Consider the following 19346-nt stretch of genomic DNA (forward strand, 5'->3'; position numbering starts at 1 on the left):
GTGGAGTCGTCCTCCCCTGAGCCGGGGCCGCCCGCCGAGGCAGAGGAAGCCTCGGATGATTTCACGCCGCTCGCCACCGAGCGGCTGATCCTGCGTCCCTACAAGCCCGAGGACGCGGCGGAGCTGCACCGGCTGATCAATGACTGGATGGTCACGCGCAACCTCGCCGCGGTGCCGTTCCCATACCGGCGCGAACTGGCCGACGAGTGGATCCGCTCCGCCGCCGAGTCGCTGCGGCAGGGCACCGCCTACCATCTCGCCGTCACCGGCACCGAGGGGGAGCGGGAGATCATCGTCGGCGGTGTCGGGCTGCGGGTGGACAAGGCGCGCAAGACCGCGAGTCTCGGCTACTGGGTCGGGCAGCGTTTCTGGCGCCATGGCGTGGCCAGCGAGGCCGCGGCGCGGCTGGCGCGCTGGGCGCTGGCCAATCTCGACCTGGTGCGGCTGGAGGCGACGGCCGCGCATGACAATGCCGGCTCGGTCGCGGTGCTGCGCCGCATTGGCTTCCGCCAGGTGGGCGAGGGGCGGGAGAAGTTCCTGTCGCTGAATGCCGAGCAGCGCGTGCTGCGGTTCCAGGCCACGCGGGAGGATTTGTTTGGCGGCCCGGAGCCGGAAGTCGAGCCCGAATCCTGCGGCCCGGCTCCGGCGGGATCGAGTCCGCTGCTGCTGGTCGCCGCCTGTGCCCTGATCGACGCCGATGGCCGCGTGCTGCTGGCCCGCCGCCCGGAGGGCAAGCGGATGGCCGGGCTGTGGGAATTCCCCGGTGGCAAGCTCAATCCCGGCGAGACGCCGGAGGCGGCGCTGATCCGCGAACTGCGCGAGGAGCTGGGCATCGACGTGGCGGCGGCCTGTCTCGCACCCTTCGCCTTTGCCTCCCACCGCTACGAGCGCTTCCACCTGCTGATGCCGCTGTTCCTCTGCCGGCGCTGGAAGGGGCGGCCGCAGCCACGCGAGGGCCAGGCCCTGGCCTGGGTGCGGCCGGAGAAGCTTTCCGAGTATCCGATGCCGGAAGCCGACCTGCCGCTGGTGCCGCTGCTGCGCGACTTTCTCTGACCGGGCCGCCGGCGGGCGCTCAGCGCTCGATGTAGTCCTGCGGGCCGAGCAGCCAGGCCTGCGCCATGGTCTGGCCGACCGAGGCCTGCCGGGCGGGGATGGTGCGCAGGATCTCGACGCAGGAGGGGCCGCGCGCGGCGATGTCGGCGCGGGGGGCGGGGCCGGCGCTGGCGATGAAGCACCATTCCGCGGCCTTGGTGGGGTCGGGGGCGGTTCCCCGGGTTTGCGGGAAGCGGTCCGGCGCCGCGTACATGCGAGCGAGATCGAGCTGGGCCGAGGGATCCCCGGCCTCGGCCAGTTGCCGGGTGCGTTCGAAGCTGTCGCCAGCCTGGTATTCGAGCGCGGTACATCCGCCGAGAACGAGCAGGGACACCAAACAGGGGAGGGCGAGGCGCATGGGAGGGATCCTCCGTTGATCCGGTATGCGGGTTACGGAGCGCGGCGACGCGGGTTCCGCGCTTGGCGGCCTGGGACGGGGCTGCCACCATCGCCCCAGCGAAGGAGGATGCGATGCCGGACCATGCCAACCCCACGGCCTGCCTGCTGGTGATCGGCAACGAGGTGCTGTCCGGCCGCACCCAGGACGCGAATATCAAATTTCTCGCCACCCGACTCGGTGAAATCGGCATCCCCCTGCGCGAAGTACGTGTCATCCCGGATATCGCCGAGACCATCGTCGCCACCGTCAACGAGGTCCGCGCCCGTTTCGACCACGTCTTCACCACCGGCGGCATCGGCCCGACTCATGACGACATCACCAGCGAATGCGTCGCCGCCGCCTTCGGTGTGCCGTGGGAGAAGCATCCGGAAGCCTGGGCGCGGCTGGACCGCCATTACCGGCCCGGCGAGTTCAATGCGGCGCGCCAGCGCATGGCGACGCTGCCGCGCGGTGCCGAGCTGATCGACAACCCGGTCTCGATCGCGCCGGGCTTCACCATCGGCAATGTGCATGTCTTCGCCGGGGTGCCGCGGATCATGCAGGCGATGTTCGAGGTGCTGGCGCCGAAACTCGCCGGCGGCGCGCCGGTGCTGTCGCGGGCGGTGCACACCGGGGAAGTGCCGGAAGGGCGGCTCGCCGAGGGGCTCGCGGCGATCCAGGCGCGCCATCCCGATCTCGATATCGGCAGCTATCCTTATTACCGGCTCACCGGCAACGGCGTCGCCATCGTCGCCAAGGGCACCGATGTCGCGGCCGCCGAGGCCGCCATCGCCGAGGTGGCCGAGCTGATGCGGGCCTGTGGCGGCGTTCCGATCGCCGGCGAACCGGCCGCCTGAAGGCGCTCCGCCGGTTCGCCGCGCGCGATCATGCGCTGAACTTGTTCCGCCGGCCTGACGGCCCAATATCGCTGCGATGCAGCAAAACAAAGGCCCGTGGTTGCAGCCGCGGCGCCGCACGGGAGAGAACGCCAGATGCCGTTGAGCACCGCCACCGAGCGCGAACTGATCCACCTACGAGACATCAGCCTGCGCGGCTATCATCGCGCCGACGGCCTGTTCGACATCGAGGCCCATCTGCGCGACACCAAGACGCGCGGCTTCGACGGGCTCGACCGTCCTGGCGGGCGGATCGAGCCGGGCGAGCCGCTGCATGACATGTGGGCGCGCATGACGGTGGACGAGGACATGGTCATCGTCGCCTTCGAGGCGGTCACGGCGTACGGGCCGTTCGACGTGTGCCGGCAGAGTGGCCGGCATTTCGATCGCCTGGCCGGGCTGACGATCGGGCCCGGCTTCCTCAGGGAGGCGAATGCCCGGGTCGGCGGCATCGATGGCTGCACGCATCTGCGGGAAATGCTGCAGCAGATGGCCACGACCGCCTATCAGACGTTGTGGCCAGTACGGCTGCGCCGCGCCGAGGAGCACCGCCGGCAACTGGCCGAGGCCGGACAGGCGCCAGCGGAGGAGGCGAGGCCCGTCCTGTTGAATACGTGCTACGGCTACGCGGATACCCGCGATGCCGTGCGCCGCCGCTGGCCTCGTTTGTATCGCGGTTCCGGGTCCGAGGCGGCCGGGGCGGCCGACGGGACCACGTGACCGGCGTCAGCCGGACATCACCGTATCCGACGGCAAGGCGCCGTGCCCGGCAGCCACGTGGCCACCTTCGGTCGCGGCCTCGCGGAAATAGGTGATCAGGCGCACGCGCACCGCGCTGGTGCGTCCCCCGGGTGGCGCCTCGGCGCCGATCCGACGGACCATTTCGCGGATCGGCATGCGCTCGCGCCGGCACATTTCCTCGAGCGCGTCCCAGAGTTCCGGTTCGAGACGCATGCTGGTGCGCCCCTGCGAGCCCTTCACGTTGCGGCTGATGAGCCGGCTTGTCGCCACGGCTGCCACTCCCATTGTCGGTTTACGGGAGAATGCAGCGCGATTAGTTAAGTGCAAGTTTCCCGCAAGACTACGGGTTGTGATCAGATCCGTATTAATCCGTTGCCAACACGGCGCTGCGCGGAGATGGCCGGACTCACCATGACAAAGAGTGATCGCACCCATTCCCCCCGCGCGGGCACGCAAGCGCGCCGGACATCGGTCGCGCGCGGCTGTGGGGGCGATGCCGCGCCACTATGGCACAGGCACGGTGCGGACGGCGCCGGTGTCCCATGGACCCGGCAGCCATGTTCAAGCCGTATTGATCCGGTGCCGTGACGTGGTGTTCAGGCGCCGCCGAGGGTCGCGTGTTCCTCGGGGGTGCGCAGCGTCAGGGCGAGCGCGTGCAGGCCGCTGGCGAATTCGGCTTCCAGCAGGGCATGCACCGCGCGCGAGCGGGCAAGGCGGCCCTGCCCGCGGAAGCCGGGGGAGACCACGAGCACGCTGTAATGCGTCTCGCCGCCCGGTGCGGCGCCGGCATGGCCGGCATGGCGGGCGGAGTCGTCCTCGATCCGCAGCAGGGTCGGGGAGAGCTGCCGTTCCAGCACGGCGGCCATGCGATCAGCGCGTGTCGTCATGCCCGGAGGATATCCCGTCGCCGTGTCGCCCGCCAGTGCGATACCCCCTTTGCAAACGCCGGCGATCACCGCACATATCGTGTCGATGACCCGACGCACTTCGCGACCCCGGGCCTACGCGCCCGATCCGCGGGCGCCGGGCCGACACTGCGACATGCCTGGCTGCGGCGGCTTCGGCGAGTACCGTGCGCCGAAGTCACGCAGCCAGCTGAACGACTACTGGTGGTTCTGCCTCGAGCACGTGCGCGCCTACAACGCCTCGTGGGACTTCTACAAAGGCATGTCGCCGGGCGAGATCGAGGCGCAACTGCGCGCCGACACGTCCTGGCAGCGTCCTTCCTGGCCGCTTGGCCATATCGGGGCGCAGCGCATCGAGGAAGCGCTGGCGCGCGATCCGTTGCACCTGCTGGACGCGGCCCGGCTGCGGGCGGGCGCCGCGTCGCGCCACGACGAGCCGCCGGCGGAGATGCGCGAGCCGCTGGCCACGCTCGGCCTGACCTGGCCGGTGACGCTGGCCGAGGTGAAGGCGCGCTGGAAGGAACTGGCCAAGCGCCACCATCCGGACGCCAACAACGGCGACCGCGCCTCCGAGGAGCGGCTGAAGTGCATCAACCTCGCCTATGCCGCCCTGCGCGGCCATCTGGCGGGCGGGCAACGGGTTGCCGCGGCGGGGTGACGCCGGTCCGGCTCTCGCCTACTCTCTGTCCGAGTCCGATGCCGGGTGTAGTCTGCCCCCAAGAACACAGGATGACTGGCCTATGACCAAGGTAGCCGCTCTCTCCGACACCCGCGCCATGCCGACCTCGGCGATCGATCTGCCGGACACCACGGTGAATGCGCGCGAGACCTTCGGGGTGGACAGCGACATGGAGGTTCCGGCGTTCTCGGTGCGCACCGAGCACGTGCCGGATGTCGACCCTGCTTATCGCTTCGATCCGGAGACGACGCTGGCCATCCTCGCCGGCTTCGCCTTCAACCGCCGGGTCATGATCCAGGGCTACCACGGCACCGGCAAGTCGACCCATATCGAGCAGGTCGCGGCGCGGCTGAACTGGCCCTGCATCCGCGTCAATCTCGACAGCCACATCAGCCGCATCGACCTGATCGGCAAGGACGCGATCGTCCTGAAGGAAGGCAAGCAGATCACCGAGTTCCGCGAGGGCATCCTGCCCTGGGCGCTGCAGCATGCCTGCGCCCTGGTGTTCGACGAATACGATGCCGGCCGTCCCGACGTGATGTTCGTCATCCAGCGCGTGCTCGAGGTCGAAGGCCGGCTGACGCTGCTCGACCAGAACAAGGTGATCCGCCCGCATCGCAGCTTCCGCCTGTTCTCCACCGCCAACACCGTGGGCCTCGGCGACACCACCGGCCTCTATCACGGCACCCAGCAGATCAATCAGGGCCAGATGGACCGCTGGAACATCGTGGCCACGCTGAACTACCTGCCGCACGCGCAGGAAACCGAGATCGTCCTGGCCAAGATGGGCCTCGACGGCACTGACCAGGCGATGCGCAAGCAGATCGAGAGCATGGTCGCCTGTGCCGAACTGACCCGCGCCGGCTTCATCAACGGCGACATCTCCACCGTGATGTCGCCGCGCACCGTCATCACCTGGGCCGAGAACGCCCGCATCTTCAATGATGTCGGCTTCGCCTTCCGGCTGACCTTCCTGAACAAGTGCGACGAGGCCGAGCGCAGCACGGTGGCCGAGTACTTCCAGCGTTGCTTCAACCAGGACCTGCCGACGGGCAACCTGATCCGTCGCGGCTGAAGGAGCGTCTGCAGGCATGAGTGGAAGCGGGGGCAAGGACACCACCCGGGCCGAGGAGTTCAAGCGCGCCACCGCCGGCGCGCTGCGTGCCATCGCCCACAACAACGAAGTGCAGGTCGCCTTCCAGCCCGGTCCCTCCGGGCTCGCCGGCAAGCGTGCCCGCCTGCCACTGCCCACGCGCGCGCTGCCGCCGGGCGAGATGGCGCGGCTGCGTGGCGTGGCCGACAGCCTCGCCTTGCGGGTGCGCTATCATGACGATGCCGTGCACGCCGCCCGTGCCCCCGCCCGGCGCGAGGCGCGCGACGTCTACGACGCGCTGGAACAGGCCCGCGTCGAGGTGGTCGGCGCCCGCCACATGGACGGGGTCGCTTCCAACCTGCGTGCCCGCCTCGCCGATGAATGCGAGGTCGAGGGCTATGACCGCATGACCCGCAAGGACCAGTTGCCAGTCTCCGCGGCGCTGTCCCTGCTGGTGCGCGAGCGCCTCTCCGGCGAGCCCGCGCCGGAGTCGGCGCAGCGCGTGCTGGATCTGTGGCGCGGCACGCTTGGCGAGCGGGCCGACCGCGCCATCGAGGAAATGGCCGCCGCCCGCGACGACCAGGCGACCTTCGCGCGTGCCGCCCGCCGCCTGCTCGCCGCCATGGACCTTGCCGAGGCAGAGGCCGACGCCGAGCCCGACGAGGGCGAGCCGGGCGACGACCAGGGCGAGCAATCCGGCCAGCAGGACAACAGCCAGCAGGGCGAGGGCCAGAGCGACTCCGACGCCGAGAGCATCCTCGGCGCCCAGCCCGAGCAGGTCGAGGGCGAGGCCACCGACGACCAGTCCGCCGAGCAGGCGGAAGAAGAGGCGATGGCGGCCGAGGGCGAGGACCGTCCCGGCGGCCCGCAGCCGCGCCGCGAGCGCCCGGTCGTCGATACCGAGTCCAGCTACCGCCCCTATACCCGCCAGCATGACGAGGAAGTCGCGGCCGAGGATCTCTGCGACCCGGAGGAGCTGACGCGGCTGCGCCAGCAACTCGACCAGCAATTGCAGCATCTGCAGGGGGTGGTGTCCAAGCTCGCCAACCGTCTGCAGCGCCGGTTGCTGGCGCAGCAGACCCGCGCCTGGGATTTCGACCTGGAGGAAGGGCTGCTCGATGCCGGGCGGCTGGCCCGCGTCGTGGTCAACCCGCTGCAGGCGCTGTCCTACAAGCGCGAGCGCGACACCCAGTTCCGCGACACCGTGGTGTCGCTGCTGATCGACAATTCCGGCTCGATGCGCGGCCGGCCGATCACCGTGGCGGCGATGTGCGGCGACATCCTCGCCCGCACCCTGGAACGCTGCGCGGTGAAGGTGGAGGTGCTGGGCTTCACCACCCGCGCCTGGAAGGGCGGGCAGAGCCGCGAGCGCTGGGTCGCCGACGGCAAGCCGCGCAATCCCGGCCGGCTGAACGACCTGCGCCACATCATCTACAAGGCCGCCGACGCGCCCTGGCGCCGCAGCCGCAAGAATCTCGGGCTGATGCTGCGCGAGGGGCTGCTGAAGGAGAACATTGACGGCGAGGCGCTGCAATGGGCGTATCGCCGGCTGCTCGCGCGCCCGGAGAACCGCCGCATCCTGATGGTGATCAGCGACGGCGCCCCGGTGGACGACAGCACGCTGTCGGTCAATCCCGGCAACTACCTGGAAAAGCACCTGCGCGAGGTGATCCGCGACATCGAGAGCCGTGACGCGGTGGAGCTGATCGCCATCGGCATCGGCCATGACGTGACCCGCTACTATCGCCGCGCCGTCACCATCGTCGACGCCGAGGAGCTCGGCGGCACCATGATGAAGAAGCTGACCGAGCTGTTCGACGAGGATGCCGCCCTGGCCTGGGCCCGCGCCAGCAGCGAGCGAGCCGCGCTGGTGGCCTGATCTCCGCCAGTACGGGCGATAGTACGGGCGCAACCACGGCCGGGTTTGCCTGTTCTGTCCCTCGCGTTTACGCGAGGGACAGAACATGTCACAGGCTGAAACGGGCCGGGCCACGCAGCCCATTCTCGACGAGACGGGCCGACCGATCGGCGCCGCCGGCGGTGCGGCGCGCCTTCTCGACGAAACGGGACAGCCGGTCGGTGGTGCGGCGGCGGCCTCCATCCCTGATCAGGCCGGCCAGGTCCCGCCACGGCGCGAGGCGTTGCCCGGGGTGTTTTCGCAGGTCGGGTCGACGTTGCGGGCCCATCCCTGGGCCGGGCTGCTGTTCGGCGTGATCCTGGGCTATGCGCTTGGTCACCGCCGGCGCGAAAGGTGATGGGACTCCATGGGGCGAAGCCCCGTTGGTGGCAGGGGCGACCGCTCAACTGACATCGAACAACGCCCTGAGCTGTTCGGCCGACATCACTGCGAGCTGGCCCGCGCGGAAGCCATGGGCCCGGTCCAGCTCCGGGATGGCGGCCAGCGCGGTGGTGGTCAGGGCGCCAACCTGCAGGGTGGTGAAGCCACTGAGCTCCTCGGTGGTCAGCGCCCCGGCCTGCAGTGAGGTGAGCGCCCGCACCTGGGCGGTGGTCAGCGCGGCCACCTGGGCCGACTGAAGCGCCACCACCTGGTTCGTGGTCAGGACCGCCAGCGCGGCGGTGGTGATGGCCATGATCTGGATGGTGCCAAGGGCGGCGACATCCTCGCTTTCCAGGGCCGGTACCTGCGTGGTGGTGAGGGCCGCGATCTGGGTGGTGGCGAAGGCCCGCGCCTGGTCGGTGGTGAGGGCCGCGATCTGGGCGGTCGCGAGCGCCCGCACCTGGTTCGTCGTGAGTGCCCGTGCCTGGGCGGTGGTGAGCGCCGGGACCTGGTCGGTGGTCAGGGCCGGGATCTGGGCGGTGGTCAGCGCGGCGACGGCGGAGGTGGTGAGGGCGGCGAGGTCGTCGGTTTCCAGCGCCGCCGCCTGCGCCGTGGTCAGTGTCGTGATCTGGGCGGTGGTGAGGACGGGCGCCTGGGCGGTGGTGAGCGCCGGGATCTGGGCGGTGGTGAGGGCCCGCATCTGGCTCGTGGTGAGGGCCCGTGCCTGGGCGGTGGTCAGGGCGGGCACCTGATCGGTGGTCAGCGCGGCGATGGCGGCGGTGGTGAACGCCACGACGCCGGCGGTGGACAGTGCCGCGATGTTGGCGGTTGCCAGTGCCGGCACCTGATCGGTGGTCAGCGTGGCCGCCTGGGCGGTGGTGAGGGCCCTGGCCTGGGCGGTGGTCAGCGCGGATACCTGGCCGGTGGTGAGGGCGCGCATCTGGGCAGTGGTCAGTGCCGCCACCTGGACAGTGGCGAGGGCGGGCACCTGGTCGGTGGTCAGCGCGGCGGCGGCGTCGGTGGTGAGTGCCGCCACCTGGGCGGTGGTCAGGGCGACGAGGTCGGCGGTTTCCAGTGCCACGGCCTGGGCGCTGGTGAAGGCCCGCACCTGGGCGGTGGTCAGCGCCCTGGCCTGGGCGGTGGTCAGGGCGGGCACCTGATCGGTGGTCAGCGCGGCGACGGCGGCGGTGGTGAGCGCCGCCACCTGGGCGGTGGTCAGGGCGACGAGGTCGGCGGTTTCCAGCGCCACGGCCTGGGCGCTGGTGAAGGCCCGCATCTGTGCGGTGGTGAGGGCTCTGGCCTGGGCGGTGGTCAGGGCGGGGACCTGATCGGTGGTCAGGGTGGCGACGGCGGCGGAGGTCAGCGCCGCCAGCGCGGTGGTGGTCAGTGCGGCGAGGTCGTCGGTTCCGAGCGACGGTACCTGCCCGGTGGTGAGCGCCGCCACCTGGGCGGTTGTCAGGATCTTCGCCTGGTCGGTGGTGAGCGCCGGCAGTTGATCGCTGGTGAGGGCGCGCATCTGGGCGGTGGTCAGTGCCGCCACCTGGGCGGTGGTGAGGATGGGCACCTGATCGGTGGTCAGGGTGGCGACGGCGGCGGAGGTCAGCGCCGCCAGCGCGGTGGTGGTCAGCGCGGCGAGGTCGCCGGCTTCCAGCGTTGCCGCCTGGGCGGTGGTCAGTGCCGCCGCCTGGGCGGTGGTGAGCGCCCGTGCCTGGGCGGTGGTGAGGGCGGGCACCTGGTCGGTGGTCAGGGCGCGGATCTGTGCGGTGTTGAGCGCTGCCACCTGGGACGTGGTGAGGGCGGGAACCTGGTCGGTGGTCAGGGCGGCGACGGCGGCGGAGGTCAGCGCTGCCACCTGGGCGGTGCTGAGCGCGGCGAGGTCGACGGTTGCCAGCGCCGCTGCCTGCGCGGTGCCGAGCGCCTGCACCTGGGCGATGACGAGGGCCCGTGCCTGGGCGGTGGTGAGGGCGGGCACCTGGTCGGTGGTGAGGGTGGCGATGGCAGCGGTGGTGAACGCCGCCAGCGCGGCGGGGATCAGCGCGGCGAGGTCGCCGGTTTCCAGTGCGAGCACCTGTCCGGTGGTGAGCGCCGCCGCCTGGGCGGTGGTGAGCGCTGCTGCCTGGATGGTGGTGAGGGCGGGCACCTGGTCGGTGGTGAGGGCACGGATCTGCGCGGTGGTGAGGGCCGCCACCTGGGCGCTGGTCAGCGCGGGGATCTGGTTGGTGGTGAGGGCGATGGTCTGGCTGGTGGCGAGGGCTGCCACGCCGGCGGTGGTCAGCGCCGCCAGGTCCTCGGTTTCCAGGGCACCGAGCTGGTCGGTGCTGAGGACGCGGAGTTGGGCGACGGTGAGCGCCTTTGCCTGCGCGGTGGTGAGGGCGGGAAGCTGATTGGTGGTCAGGGCGGCGACGGCGGCGGTGGTGATGACCGCGATGGCAGCCGTGGCGAGCGCGGCGAAGTCGGCGGTTTCCAGTGTCGCCGCCTGATCGGAGGTCAGTGTCGCCGCCTGGGCGGAGGTCAGTGCCGCCGCCTGGGCGGTGGTGAGGGCGATGATCTGGCCGGTGGTGAGCGTGATGATCTGGCTGGCGGTCAGTGCCGCCACCTGGGCGGTGGTCAGCACCGGGATCTGGTCGGTGGTGAGGGCGCTGGTCTGGCTGGTGGTGAGGGCTGCCACGCCGGCGGTGGTCAGCGCCGCCAGGTCGTCGGTTTCCAGGGCACCGAGCTGGGCGGTGGTGAGGGCCCGCGCCTGCGCGGTGGTGAGGGCCCGTGCCTGAGCGGTGGTGAGCGCGATGACCTGGTCGGTGGTCAGTGCGGCGATGGCGGCGGTGGTGAGTGCCGTCAGCCCGGCGGTGGTCAGCGCGGCAAGATCCTGGGATTCCAGCGCCGCCGCCTGCGCGGTGGTCAGCGCGGCGATTTGCGCGGTGGTGAGCGCCGGGATCTGGTCGGTGGTGAGGGCGATGATCTGGGCGGTGGTGAGGGCCCGTAGCTGGGTGGTGGTGAAGGCTTTCGCCTGGGCGGTGGTGAGGACGGGTACCTGCAGGGTGGTGAAGGCTGCCGCTTGCGCGGTGGTCAGCAAGGTGACCTGTGCGGTGGTCAGTACGGGCACCTGAGCCGTGGTGAGGGCGGTGATCTGGGCCGTGGTGAGCGCCCCGACCTGGGCGGAGGTGAGCGCGGGCACCTGGGCGGTGGTGAGGGCGGGCACCTGATCGGTAGTGAGGACGGCGACGGCGGCGGTGCTGAGCGCCGCCAGCGCGTTGGTGGTCAGTGTCGCGAGATCGGCGGGTTCCAGTGCCGGCACCTGCAGGGTGGTGAGGGCCCTGGCCTGGGTGGTGCTGAGGGCGGGAAGCTGATCGGTGGTGAGGGCGACGACCTGGGCCGTGGTGAGCCCCGCGGCCTGGCCGGTGGTCAGCGCGGCGATCTGCGCGGTGGTGAGGGCTGGCACCTGATCGGTGGTCAGCGCGGTGGTCCCGGCGGTGGTGAGGGCTGCGAGTGCGGCGGTGGTGAGGCTGGCGAGATCGGCGGTTTCCAGCGCCTGCGCCTGGGCGGTGGTGAGGGCTGCCGCCTGCGCGGTGCTCAGTGCCGGTGCCTGATCGGTGGTCAGCGCCACGATCTGGGCGGTGGTCAATGCCGCGATCTGCGCGGTGGCGAGGGCGCGGGTCTGGTCGGTGGTGAGGGCGGGTACCTGGTCGGTGGTCAGTGCGGCGGCCCCGGCGGTGCCCAGTGCCACCACCGCGGCGGTGGTCAGGGCCGCGAGGTCGGCGGTCTCCAGGGCGGCGATCTGGGCGGTGGCGAGCTTTGCCGCCTGGGTGGAGGTGAGCACTCTTGCCTGGTCGGTGGTCAGCGCCACGACCTGGGCGGTGGTCAATGCGCGGATCTGGCTGGTCGCGAGGGTTGTCACCTGGGCGGAGGTGAGCGCCGGCACCTGATCGGTGGTGAGGGCGGCGACAGCGGCGGTGGTGAGTGCGACCAGGGCGGTGGTGGTCAGCGCCGCGAGGTCGTCGGTTTCCAGTGCCGCCGCCTGGGCGGAGGTGAGTGCCGCCGCCTGGGTGGAGGTGAGCACTCTTGCCTGGTCGGTGGTCAGCGCCACGACCTGGGCGGAGGTCAGCGCCGCGACCTGGGCGGTGGTGAGCGTCCCGGCCTGTCCCGTGGTGAGCGCCGGCACCTGACCGGTGGTGAGGGCGGCGACGGCAGCGGTGGTCAGCGCGACCAGGGCGGTGGAGGTCAGTGCCGCGAGGTCGTCGGTTTCCAGCGCCGCCGCCTGGGCGGAGGTGAGTGCCGCCGCCTGGGCGGAGGTGAGCATCGTCGCCTGGGCGGTGGTCAGTGCCACGACCTGATCGGTGGTCAGCGCGCCGAACTGGGCGGTGGTGAGCGCCCTGGTCTGGGCGGTGGTGAGGGCGGGCACCTGGTCGGTGGTGAGGGCGGCGACGGCGGCGGTGGTCAGCGCCACCACCTGGGCGGTGGTCAGGGCGATGGCCTGGGCGGTGGTGAGGGCCGCGGCCTGGGGGGTGGTCAGGGCGGCGATCTGGGCGGTGGTGAGGGTCCTGGCCTGGGCGGTGGTCAGCGCGGGGACCTGACCGGTGGTGAGGGCGGCGACGGCGGCGGTGGAGAGCGTCGCCAGCGCGGCGGTGGTCAAGGCCGTGAGGTCGTCGGTTTCCAGCGCCGCCGCCTGAGTAGTGGTCAGGGTCTGCGCCTGGGCGGTGGTCAGGGCCTGCGCCTGGGCGGTGGTCAGCGCCACCACCTGATCGGTGGTCAGGGCGGCGATCTGGGCGGTGGTGAGTGTCCTGGCCTGGGCGGTGGTGAGAGCGGAGACCTGATCGGTGGTGAGGGCGGCGACGGCGGCGGTGGTCAGCGCCACCACCTGAGCGGTGGTCAGGGCGATGGCCTGGCTGGTGGTCAGGGCGGCGGCCTGGGGGGTGGTCAGGGCGGCGATCTGGGCGGTGGTGAAGGCCCTGGCCTGGGCGGTGGTCAGCGCGGGGACCTGATCGGTGGTCAGGGTGGCGACGGCGGCGGTGGTCAGCGCCGCCAGCGCGGCGGTGCTCAGGGCCGCGAGGTCGTCGGTTTCCAGCGCTGCCGCCTGGGCGGTGGTCAAGGCCCTCGCCTGGGCGGTGGTCAGGGCCTGCACCTGGGCGGTGGTGAGCGCGATGACCTGGTCGGTGGTCAGCACCGCGAGATCCCCGGTTTCCAGCGCGGCGACCTGGATGATGGTCAGCGCCGCGAGGTCGTCGGTTTCCAGCGCCGCCACCTGGGCGGTGGTCAGGGCCACCACCTGGGCGGTGGTCAGGGCGACGGCCTGCACAGGGGTGAGGGCCGCCACCTGGGCGGTGCCGAGGGCCACCGTCTGGGTGGTGGTGAGGGCCCTGGCCTGGGCGGTGGTGAGGGCGGGGACCTGATCGGTGGTGAGGGCGGCGATGGCCGCGGTGGTCAGCGCGACCAGGGCGGTGGTGGTCAGCACCACGAGGTCGTCGATTTCCAGCGCCGCGGCCTGGGCGGAGGTGAGCGCCGCCGCCTGGGTGGAGGTGAGCGCCCTTGTCTGGTCGCCGGTCAGCGCCACGACCTGGTCGGTGGTCAGTGCGGCGACCTGGGCGGTGGTGAGGGCCCTGGCCTGAAGGGTGGTCAGCACCGGCACCTGGTCGGTGGTGAGGGCGGCGACGGCCGCGGTGGTGAGCGTCACCAGTTGGGCGGTGGTCAGTGCCGTGAGGTCATCGGCTTCCAGGGTCGCCGCCTGGGCCGGCGTCAAGGCCGCGACCTGGGCGGTGGTGAGGGCCCTGGCCTGGGCGGTGGTGAGGGCGGGGACCTGGTCGGTGGTGAGGGCGGCGATGGCCGCGGTGGTCAGTGCCACCAGGGCGGCGGTGGTCAGGGCCGCGACATCATCGGCCTCCAGCGCCGCCGCCTGGGCGGTCGTGAGCACCGCTGTCTGGCCGGAGGTGAGCGCCCTGGCCTGATCGTTGGTGATCGCCACCACCTGATCGGTGGTCAGTGCGGCGATCTGGGCGGTGGTGAGGGCCCTGGCCTGGGCGGTGGTGAGGGCGGGGATCTGGTCGGTGGTGAGGGCGGCGACCGCGGCGGTTCCCAGCACCACCATCTGGGCGGTGGTCAGGGCCGCGAGATCGTCGAGCTCCAGCACCCCGGCCTGGGCCGGCGTCAAGGCCGCGACCTGAGCGGTGGTGAGGGCCCTGGCCTGGGCGGTGGTGAGGGCGGGGACCTGATCGGTGGTGAGGGCAGCGACCGCGGCGGTGGTGAGCGTCACCACGGCGGAGGTGGTCAGCGCCGCGAGGTCGCCGGGCTCCAGCGCTGCCGCCTGGCTGGTCGTGAGTACCGCTGTCTGGCCGGAGGTGAGCACCCCCGCCTGGTCGTTGGTGATCGCCACCACCTGGTTGGTGGTCAGCGCGCGGACCTGGGCGGTGGTGAGGGCCCTGGCCTGGGCGGTGGTGAGGGTGGGGACCTGATCGGTGGTGAGGGCGGCGACCGCGGCAGTGGTGATCGCCACCAGGCTGGTGGTGGTCAGGGCCGCGAGGTCGCCGGGCTCCAGCGCCGCCGCCTGGGCGGAGGTGAGCGCCGCCGCCTGGTCGGAGGTGAGCACCCTGGCCTGGTCGTTGGTGATCGCCACCACCTGATCGGTGGTCAGCGCGCGGACCTGGGCGGTGGTGAGGGCCCTGGCCTGGGCGGTGGTGAGGGCGGGAACCTGATCGGTGGTGAGGGCGGCGACCGCGGCGGTTCCCAGCACCACCATCTGGGCGGTGGTCAGGGCCGCGAGATCGTCAAGTTCCAGTGCCCCGGCCTGGGCCGACGTCAGCGCCGCGACCTGGGCGGTGGTGAGGGCCTTGGCCTGGGCAGTGGTGAGGGCGGGGATCTGATCGGTGGTGAGGGCGGCGACTCCGGCGGTGGTGAGCGCCACCAGGGCGGCGGTGGTCAACGCCGCGATGTCGCCGGGCTCCAGCGCCGCCGCCTGGGCGGTCGTGAGCACCGCTGTCTGGCCGGAGGTGAGCACCCCCGCCTGGTCGTTGGTGATCGCCACCACCTGATCGGTGGTTAGCGCGCGGACCTGGGCGGTGGTGAGGGCCCTGGCCTGGGCGGTGGTGAAGGCGGGGACCTGATCGGTGGTGAGGGCGGCGACCGCGGCGGTGGTGATCGCCACCAGGCTGGTGGTGGTCAGGGTCGCGAGGTCGCCGGGCTCCAGCGCCGCCGCCTGGGCGGAGGTGAGCGCCGCCGCCTGGTCGGAGGTGAGCACCCTGGCCTGGTCGTTGGTGATCGCCACCACCTGATCGGTGGTCAGCGCGCGGACCTGGGCGGTGGTGAGGGCCCTGGCCTGGGCGGTGGTGAGGGCGGGGACCTGATCGGTGGTGAGGGCGGCGACGGCGGCGGTGCCCAGCACCACCATCTGGGCGGTGGTCAGGGCCGCGAGATCATCGAGCCCCAGCGCCCCGGCCTGGGCCGGCGTCAAGGCCGCGACCTGGGCGGTGGTGAGGGCCCTGGCCTGGGCGGTGGTGAGGGCGGGGACCTGATCGGTGGTGAGGGCGGCGATGGCGGCGGTGGTGAGCGTCACCAGGGCGGCGGTGGTCAGCACCGCGAGGTCGCTGGCTTCCAGCGCCGCCGCCTGGCTGCTCGTGAGCACCGCTGTCTGGCCGGAGGTGAGCACCCCCGCCTGATCGTTGGTGATCGCGACAAGCTGGGCGGTGGTGAGGGCACGAATCTGGGTGGTGGTGAGGGCCCTGGCCTGGGCGGTGGTGAGGGCGGGGACCTGATCGGTGGTGAGGGCGGCGACGGCGGCGGTGGTGAGCGCCACCAGGGTGGTGGTGGTCAGGGCCGCGAGATCGTCGAGTTCCAGTGCCCCGGCCTGGGCCGACGTCAGGGCCGCGACCTGGGCGGTGGTGAAGGTCCTGGCCTGGGCAGTGGTCAGCGCCACGACCTGGGCGGTGGTCAGCGTGCCGATCTGCCGCGTGGTCAGCGCCGCCAGGGCGGCGGTGGCAAGCCCGGGGACCTGGTCTGTGGTGAGGGCGGCGAGGTCTTCGGTTTCCAGCACCGCAGCCTGCGTGGCGGTCAACGCCCCGATCTGGGTGTTGGACAGCGCCGGTATTTGGTCGGTGGTCAGCCCGACGACCTGCGTGGTGGTCAGGGAGGCAATCTGGCTGGTGGTGAGAGCCGCGATCTCGTCCGTCGTCAGGGTCGAGATGTCCGTGGTGGAGGAAATGTCGGTCACGGCTCATCCTTTGCGAAAGCAGAAAAATCAGGGCGCACGCATCCAGCCGCGCCGGTGGTCCGGTCAGGAAGATCGTATTTCTCGTGACAAGTTGAAAATATAGGCAAATTGAAAATAGAATAAATCCATAACTTCGATAATAAAAATCCCAAATAAGCAAATATTTCGCCAAGTCATATCGATAGATTATCATGACCTTTTGCTCGATACTAGAAAATCGTCCTCCTTATTTGTTGATATGATTTTTCGCCTTCCTGCGCGACGAGGTGGGGCCGTATGTGCTCCGGTTTCCCGTCCTGGCGAAGGTGAGCGTCGGCCACGCGTATTCCGGTCCGGCCAGGGCTTTGCCGGGGCGGCGGGCAGGGGTGCCGTGCCTGCGTCAAGTAACAAACTTTGACTTATATTGCCAAACTGCGAGGGGTTGTCCGGTCTTTTACTGATGGTGGGACAAGATTGATCCCGGGATGCGGCGATTTGGTTGAAAAATTACCGGATTGTAAGTATTCAGGCGTGGCCATTTCTTCAGACGCCCCATTAGGTTCCGCCCATGAGGTTCGGACGACGCACGTTTCTGGGTGGATGCGCACTGGCCGCGCTGGGGCTGCCTGCCCTGGGTGCGCAGGCAGCCGCTCCCCGCCGCAGGCCGGCCTCCCGGAAGCCTCGCCAGCCCACGCCCCCGTCGCGCCAGCGTCCGCTGGTGATGCTCGATCCCGGCCATGGCGGCAAAGATCCCGGCGCGATCGGGGTTGCCGGCACGCATGAGAAACAGGTCGTCCTCGCCGCTGCCCAGGACCTGAAGCGCCGCCTGGAGGCGGGCGGGCGCTACCGGGTGCGGCTCACGCGCGCCCGCGACGATTTTGTTCCATTATCGGATCGAGTTGCCATGGCCGAGCGCCACGGCGCGGCGCTGTTCGTATCGCTGCATGCCGACGCGCTCGACCGGCCCGACGTGCGCGGCGCCAGCGTCTACGTCTTCGCCGCCCGCGCCTCCGATTCGCAATCGGCCCGGCTGGCCGCCCGCGAGAACGCGGCCGACCGTTTCATCGCCCGGGAATTCCGCGCCTATCGCCCGGAGGTGCGGGACATCCTCTCGGCGCTGGTGCTGCGGGAGACCTTCGCCGGCGCGGCGGCGGTGCAGCATTGCCTGGTCCGCCAGTTGCGGCGGCAGGTGTTCCTGCTGCGCAATCCGACACGGCGCGCCGGTTTCGCGGTGCTGCGCTCGGCCACCATCCCCAGCGCGCTGGTTGAGATGGGATTCATGTCCAACCGGCAGGATGAGCGGCTGCTGCGCCTGCCGGGACACCGCCGCAAGCTGGCGACGGCGCTGGCCGCCGCCATCGACGAGTGGTTCCAGCAGCAGCCCGGACGACGGATCGTCACCGGATGAGGAGATATCGCATGCGGGGACCGGTCTGGACCGCCCTGATCCTGGCGCTGGTGCTGGCCTGGCCGGCAACCGCACGTGCGTCGCCCAGCTTCATCGTCATCGATGCCGACAGCGGCGACACGCTGCTGGCGCGGGATGCGTGGCAACTGCGCCATCCGGCGAGCCTGACCAAGGTGATGACGCTGTATCTCACCTTCGAGGCGATGCAGGCCGGCCGGCTGACCCCGGGCCGCGTCGTCCCGGTCTCGCCGCGCGCCGCGGCGATGGAGCCGACCCGGCTCAACTTGCGGCCGGGCATGCGCGTCACCGTCGAGGACTGCGTGCTCGGCATGGTGACGCGCTCGGCCAACGACGCCGCCGCGGCCATGGGCGAACTGCTCGGCGGCAGCGAATCCGCCTTCGCCGCCAGGATGACGCAGCGCGCCCGCGCGCTTGGCATGCGCGACACCGTGTTCCGCAACGCCTCCGGCCTGCCCGATCCGGCGCAGGTGACGACGGCGGCCGACATGGCGCTGCTGGCTCGCCACATCCTCATCCGCTTCCCGGATCGTTACCGCTATTTCGCCACGACCAGCTTCCGCTTCCGCGGCGAGACCGTGTTCAGCCACAACCGCCTGCTGGCCAGCTATCCGGGGGCCGACGGGCTCAAGACCGGCTACACCCGGGCTTCCGGCTTCAACGTGGTGACCTCGGCGCAGCGGGGTGGCGTGCGGCTGATCGGCGTGGTGCTGGGCGCCGATACCGCGGCGGGGCGGGACGAACTGATGGCGGAGTTGCTGGATGCCGGCTTCGCCCGGATGCAGATGGACCGGCCCGCCCCGGTGCCGCCGCTGATCGCCTCGGCGCGGGCGGCCACGTCGCCGGTGGCGGCGCGCGCCGTGCCGGTGCTGGCGACGCCGGCCCCGCCCGCCGGCGACACCCGCTTCCGGGTCAGGCTCGGCGCCTTTTCCTCACGCAGCTACGCCCTTGATCTGGCGCAGCGGGCGGCCAGGCCGGTGAATGGCACGGTGCGGGTGGAACCGGTGGCAGCGCGGGGCCAGACCCTGTGGCGCGCCGAGGTTGGCACCCTGTCCCTGGCCGGTGCGACCCGCCTGTGCCCGCCGGCACAACGCCAGGGTGGCACCTGCCTGATCCTCGATGGCAAGGCCCGGCTCTGATCCACTCAGCCGCGCCAGACGTAGAACAGGGTGTCGACCGCCATCACGGGGAAGGTCGGCGGCAGGTCCTCCCGCGGCAGCCGGGTGAAGCCGTGCTTTTCATAGAAACGGTGCGCGGCGAGGAATTTCTCGGTGGTGCCGAGGAAGATCGCCGTGACCCCCTTTGCCCAGGCGGCGGCGAGCAGCGTCTCCAGCAGCTTCGCCGCGATGCCGAATCCGGGGCCGCGATACGCCGCCGCGACGAACATCTTCCGCAGCGCCGCCTGGCCGTCGCCGATATCCTTGAGCCCGATGGTGCCGACCACGCGGCCATCGGCCCTGGCGACCCAGAAGCCGCCGGCGCCGGTCTGGTAGAAACTGTCGATGTGGCGCAGGTCCGGTTGATCCCCGGCGGTGATCGGAATGCCGAACTCCTGTTGCTGCACCGTGAGGATCACATCGAGGACGCCGGCTTCGTCTGCCGGTTGGAACGGGGTGATCCGCACCGGGGCTTCGTCCTGGGGTCGGGTCGGGTTCATCGGCACCTTCACTTCCTGGCTGTTTCCCGA

The 19346-nt window shown here is 71.1% G+C and carries 14 protein-coding genes; 9 read left to right on the top strand and 5 right to left on the bottom strand.

Translation table 11 applies throughout. From position 1 onward, the window contains the following. Nucleotides 1-84 precede the first annotated feature (84 nt). Nucleotides 85-1053 (top strand): bifunctional GNAT family N-acetyltransferase/(deoxy)nucleoside triphosphate pyrophosphohydrolase, encoded by a 969-nt coding sequence (locus tag NBY65_RS22765; protein ID WP_239002840.1) that lies wholly within the window; start codon nt 85-87, stop codon nt 1051-1053. Nucleotides 1054-1072: 19 nt separating this feature from the next. On the opposite strand, the gene NBY65_RS22770 is transcribed toward NBY65_RS22765, so the two are convergent. Further along, nucleotides 1073-1450 carry a hypothetical protein gene (locus tag NBY65_RS22770; protein WP_150041546.1) on the bottom strand — a complete coding sequence of 126 codons (378 nt, stop codon included), beginning with the start codon at nt 1448-1450 and terminating at the stop codon, nt 1073-1075. A 113-nt stretch (nt 1451-1563) separates the two neighbouring features. Here NBY65_RS22770 and NBY65_RS22775 point away from each other — a divergent pair, with 113 nt between their 5' ends. After that, complete coding sequence (locus NBY65_RS22775) at nt 1564-2328, top strand: competence/damage-inducible protein A (protein ID WP_150041545.1); 765 nt, start codon at nt 1564-1566, stop codon at nt 2326-2328. Between the two features lie 135 nt (nt 2329-2463). Continuing rightward, complete coding sequence (locus tag NBY65_RS22780) at nt 2464-3087, top strand: DUF2889 domain-containing protein (RefSeq protein WP_150041544.1); 624 nt, start codon at nt 2464-2466, stop codon at nt 3085-3087. Nucleotides 3088-3093: 6 nt separating this feature from the next. On the opposite strand, the gene NBY65_RS22785 is transcribed toward NBY65_RS22780, so the two are convergent. Together NBY65_RS22785 and NBY65_RS22790 are read right to left on the bottom strand one after the other, a co-directional pair. Next, nucleotides 3094-3378: a ribbon-helix-helix domain-containing protein gene (locus NBY65_RS22785; protein WP_162530599.1), complete on the bottom strand. Its 285-nt coding sequence runs from the start codon at nt 3376-3378 to the stop codon at nt 3094-3096. Nucleotides 3379-3704: 326 nt separating this feature from the next. Beyond that, the gene (locus NBY65_RS22790; RefSeq protein ID WP_150041542.1) at nt 3705-3995 is read right to left on the bottom strand and encodes a BolA family protein; all 291 of its coding nucleotides are present in this window, start codon (nt 3993-3995) and stop codon (nt 3705-3707) included. 85 nt (nt 3996-4080) lie between these two features. On the opposite strand from NBY65_RS22790, the gene NBY65_RS22795 reads away from it, so the two are divergent. From NBY65_RS22795 to NBY65_RS22810, 4 genes are all read left to right on the top strand, one after another. Beyond that, complete coding sequence (locus NBY65_RS22795; RefSeq protein ID WP_150041541.1) at nt 4081-4671, top strand: J domain-containing protein; 591 nt, start codon at nt 4081-4083, stop codon at nt 4669-4671. Between the two features lie 82 nt (nt 4672-4753). Next, on the top strand, nt 4754-5767 hold the full coding sequence (gene cobS / locus NBY65_RS22800) for a cobaltochelatase subunit CobS (protein WP_150041540.1): 1014 nt from the start codon (nt 4754-4756) through the stop codon (nt 5765-5767). A gap of 16 nt (nt 5768-5783) precedes the next feature. Further along, on the top strand, nt 5784-7664 hold the full coding sequence (gene cobT / locus NBY65_RS22805; RefSeq protein ID WP_150041539.1) for a cobaltochelatase subunit CobT: 1881 nt from the start codon (nt 5784-5786) through the stop codon (nt 7662-7664). An 85-nt stretch (nt 7665-7749) separates the two neighbouring features. Next, on the top strand, nt 7750-8040 hold the full coding sequence (locus tag NBY65_RS22810; RefSeq protein ID WP_150041538.1) for a hypothetical protein: 291 nt from the start codon (nt 7750-7752) through the stop codon (nt 8038-8040). A gap of 45 nt (nt 8041-8085) precedes the next feature. Here NBY65_RS22810 and NBY65_RS33905 read toward each other — a convergent pair whose 3' ends face one another. After that, the gene (locus NBY65_RS33905; RefSeq protein ID WP_284347519.1) at nt 8086-16254 is read right to left on the bottom strand and encodes a beta strand repeat-containing protein; all 8169 of its coding nucleotides are present in this window, start codon (nt 16252-16254) and stop codon (nt 8086-8088) included. 547 nt (nt 16255-16801) lie between these two features. Here NBY65_RS33905 and NBY65_RS22840 point away from each other — a divergent pair. Next, nucleotides 16802-17641: an N-acetylmuramoyl-L-alanine amidase family protein gene (locus NBY65_RS22840; RefSeq protein ID WP_150044589.1), complete on the top strand. Its 840-nt coding sequence runs from the start codon at nt 16802-16804 to the stop codon at nt 17639-17641. A gap of 11 nt (nt 17642-17652) precedes the next feature. Beyond that, nucleotides 17653-18798: a D-alanyl-D-alanine carboxypeptidase family protein gene (locus NBY65_RS22845; RefSeq protein ID WP_162530830.1), complete on the top strand. Its 1146-nt coding sequence runs from the start codon at nt 17653-17655 to the stop codon at nt 18796-18798. A gap of 5 nt (nt 18799-18803) precedes the next feature. Here NBY65_RS22845 and NBY65_RS22850 read toward each other — a convergent pair whose 3' ends face one another. Beyond that, the gene (locus tag NBY65_RS22850; protein WP_150044580.1) at nt 18804-19316 is read right to left on the bottom strand and encodes a GNAT family N-acetyltransferase; all 513 of its coding nucleotides are present in this window, start codon (nt 19314-19316) and stop codon (nt 18804-18806) included. Between the last annotated feature and the right edge of the window lie 30 nt (nt 19317-19346).

Source organism: Rhodovastum atsumiense (genome assembly GCF_937425535.1).
GTDB lineage: Bacteria > Pseudomonadota > Alphaproteobacteria > Acetobacterales > Acetobacteraceae > Rhodovastum > Rhodovastum atsumiense.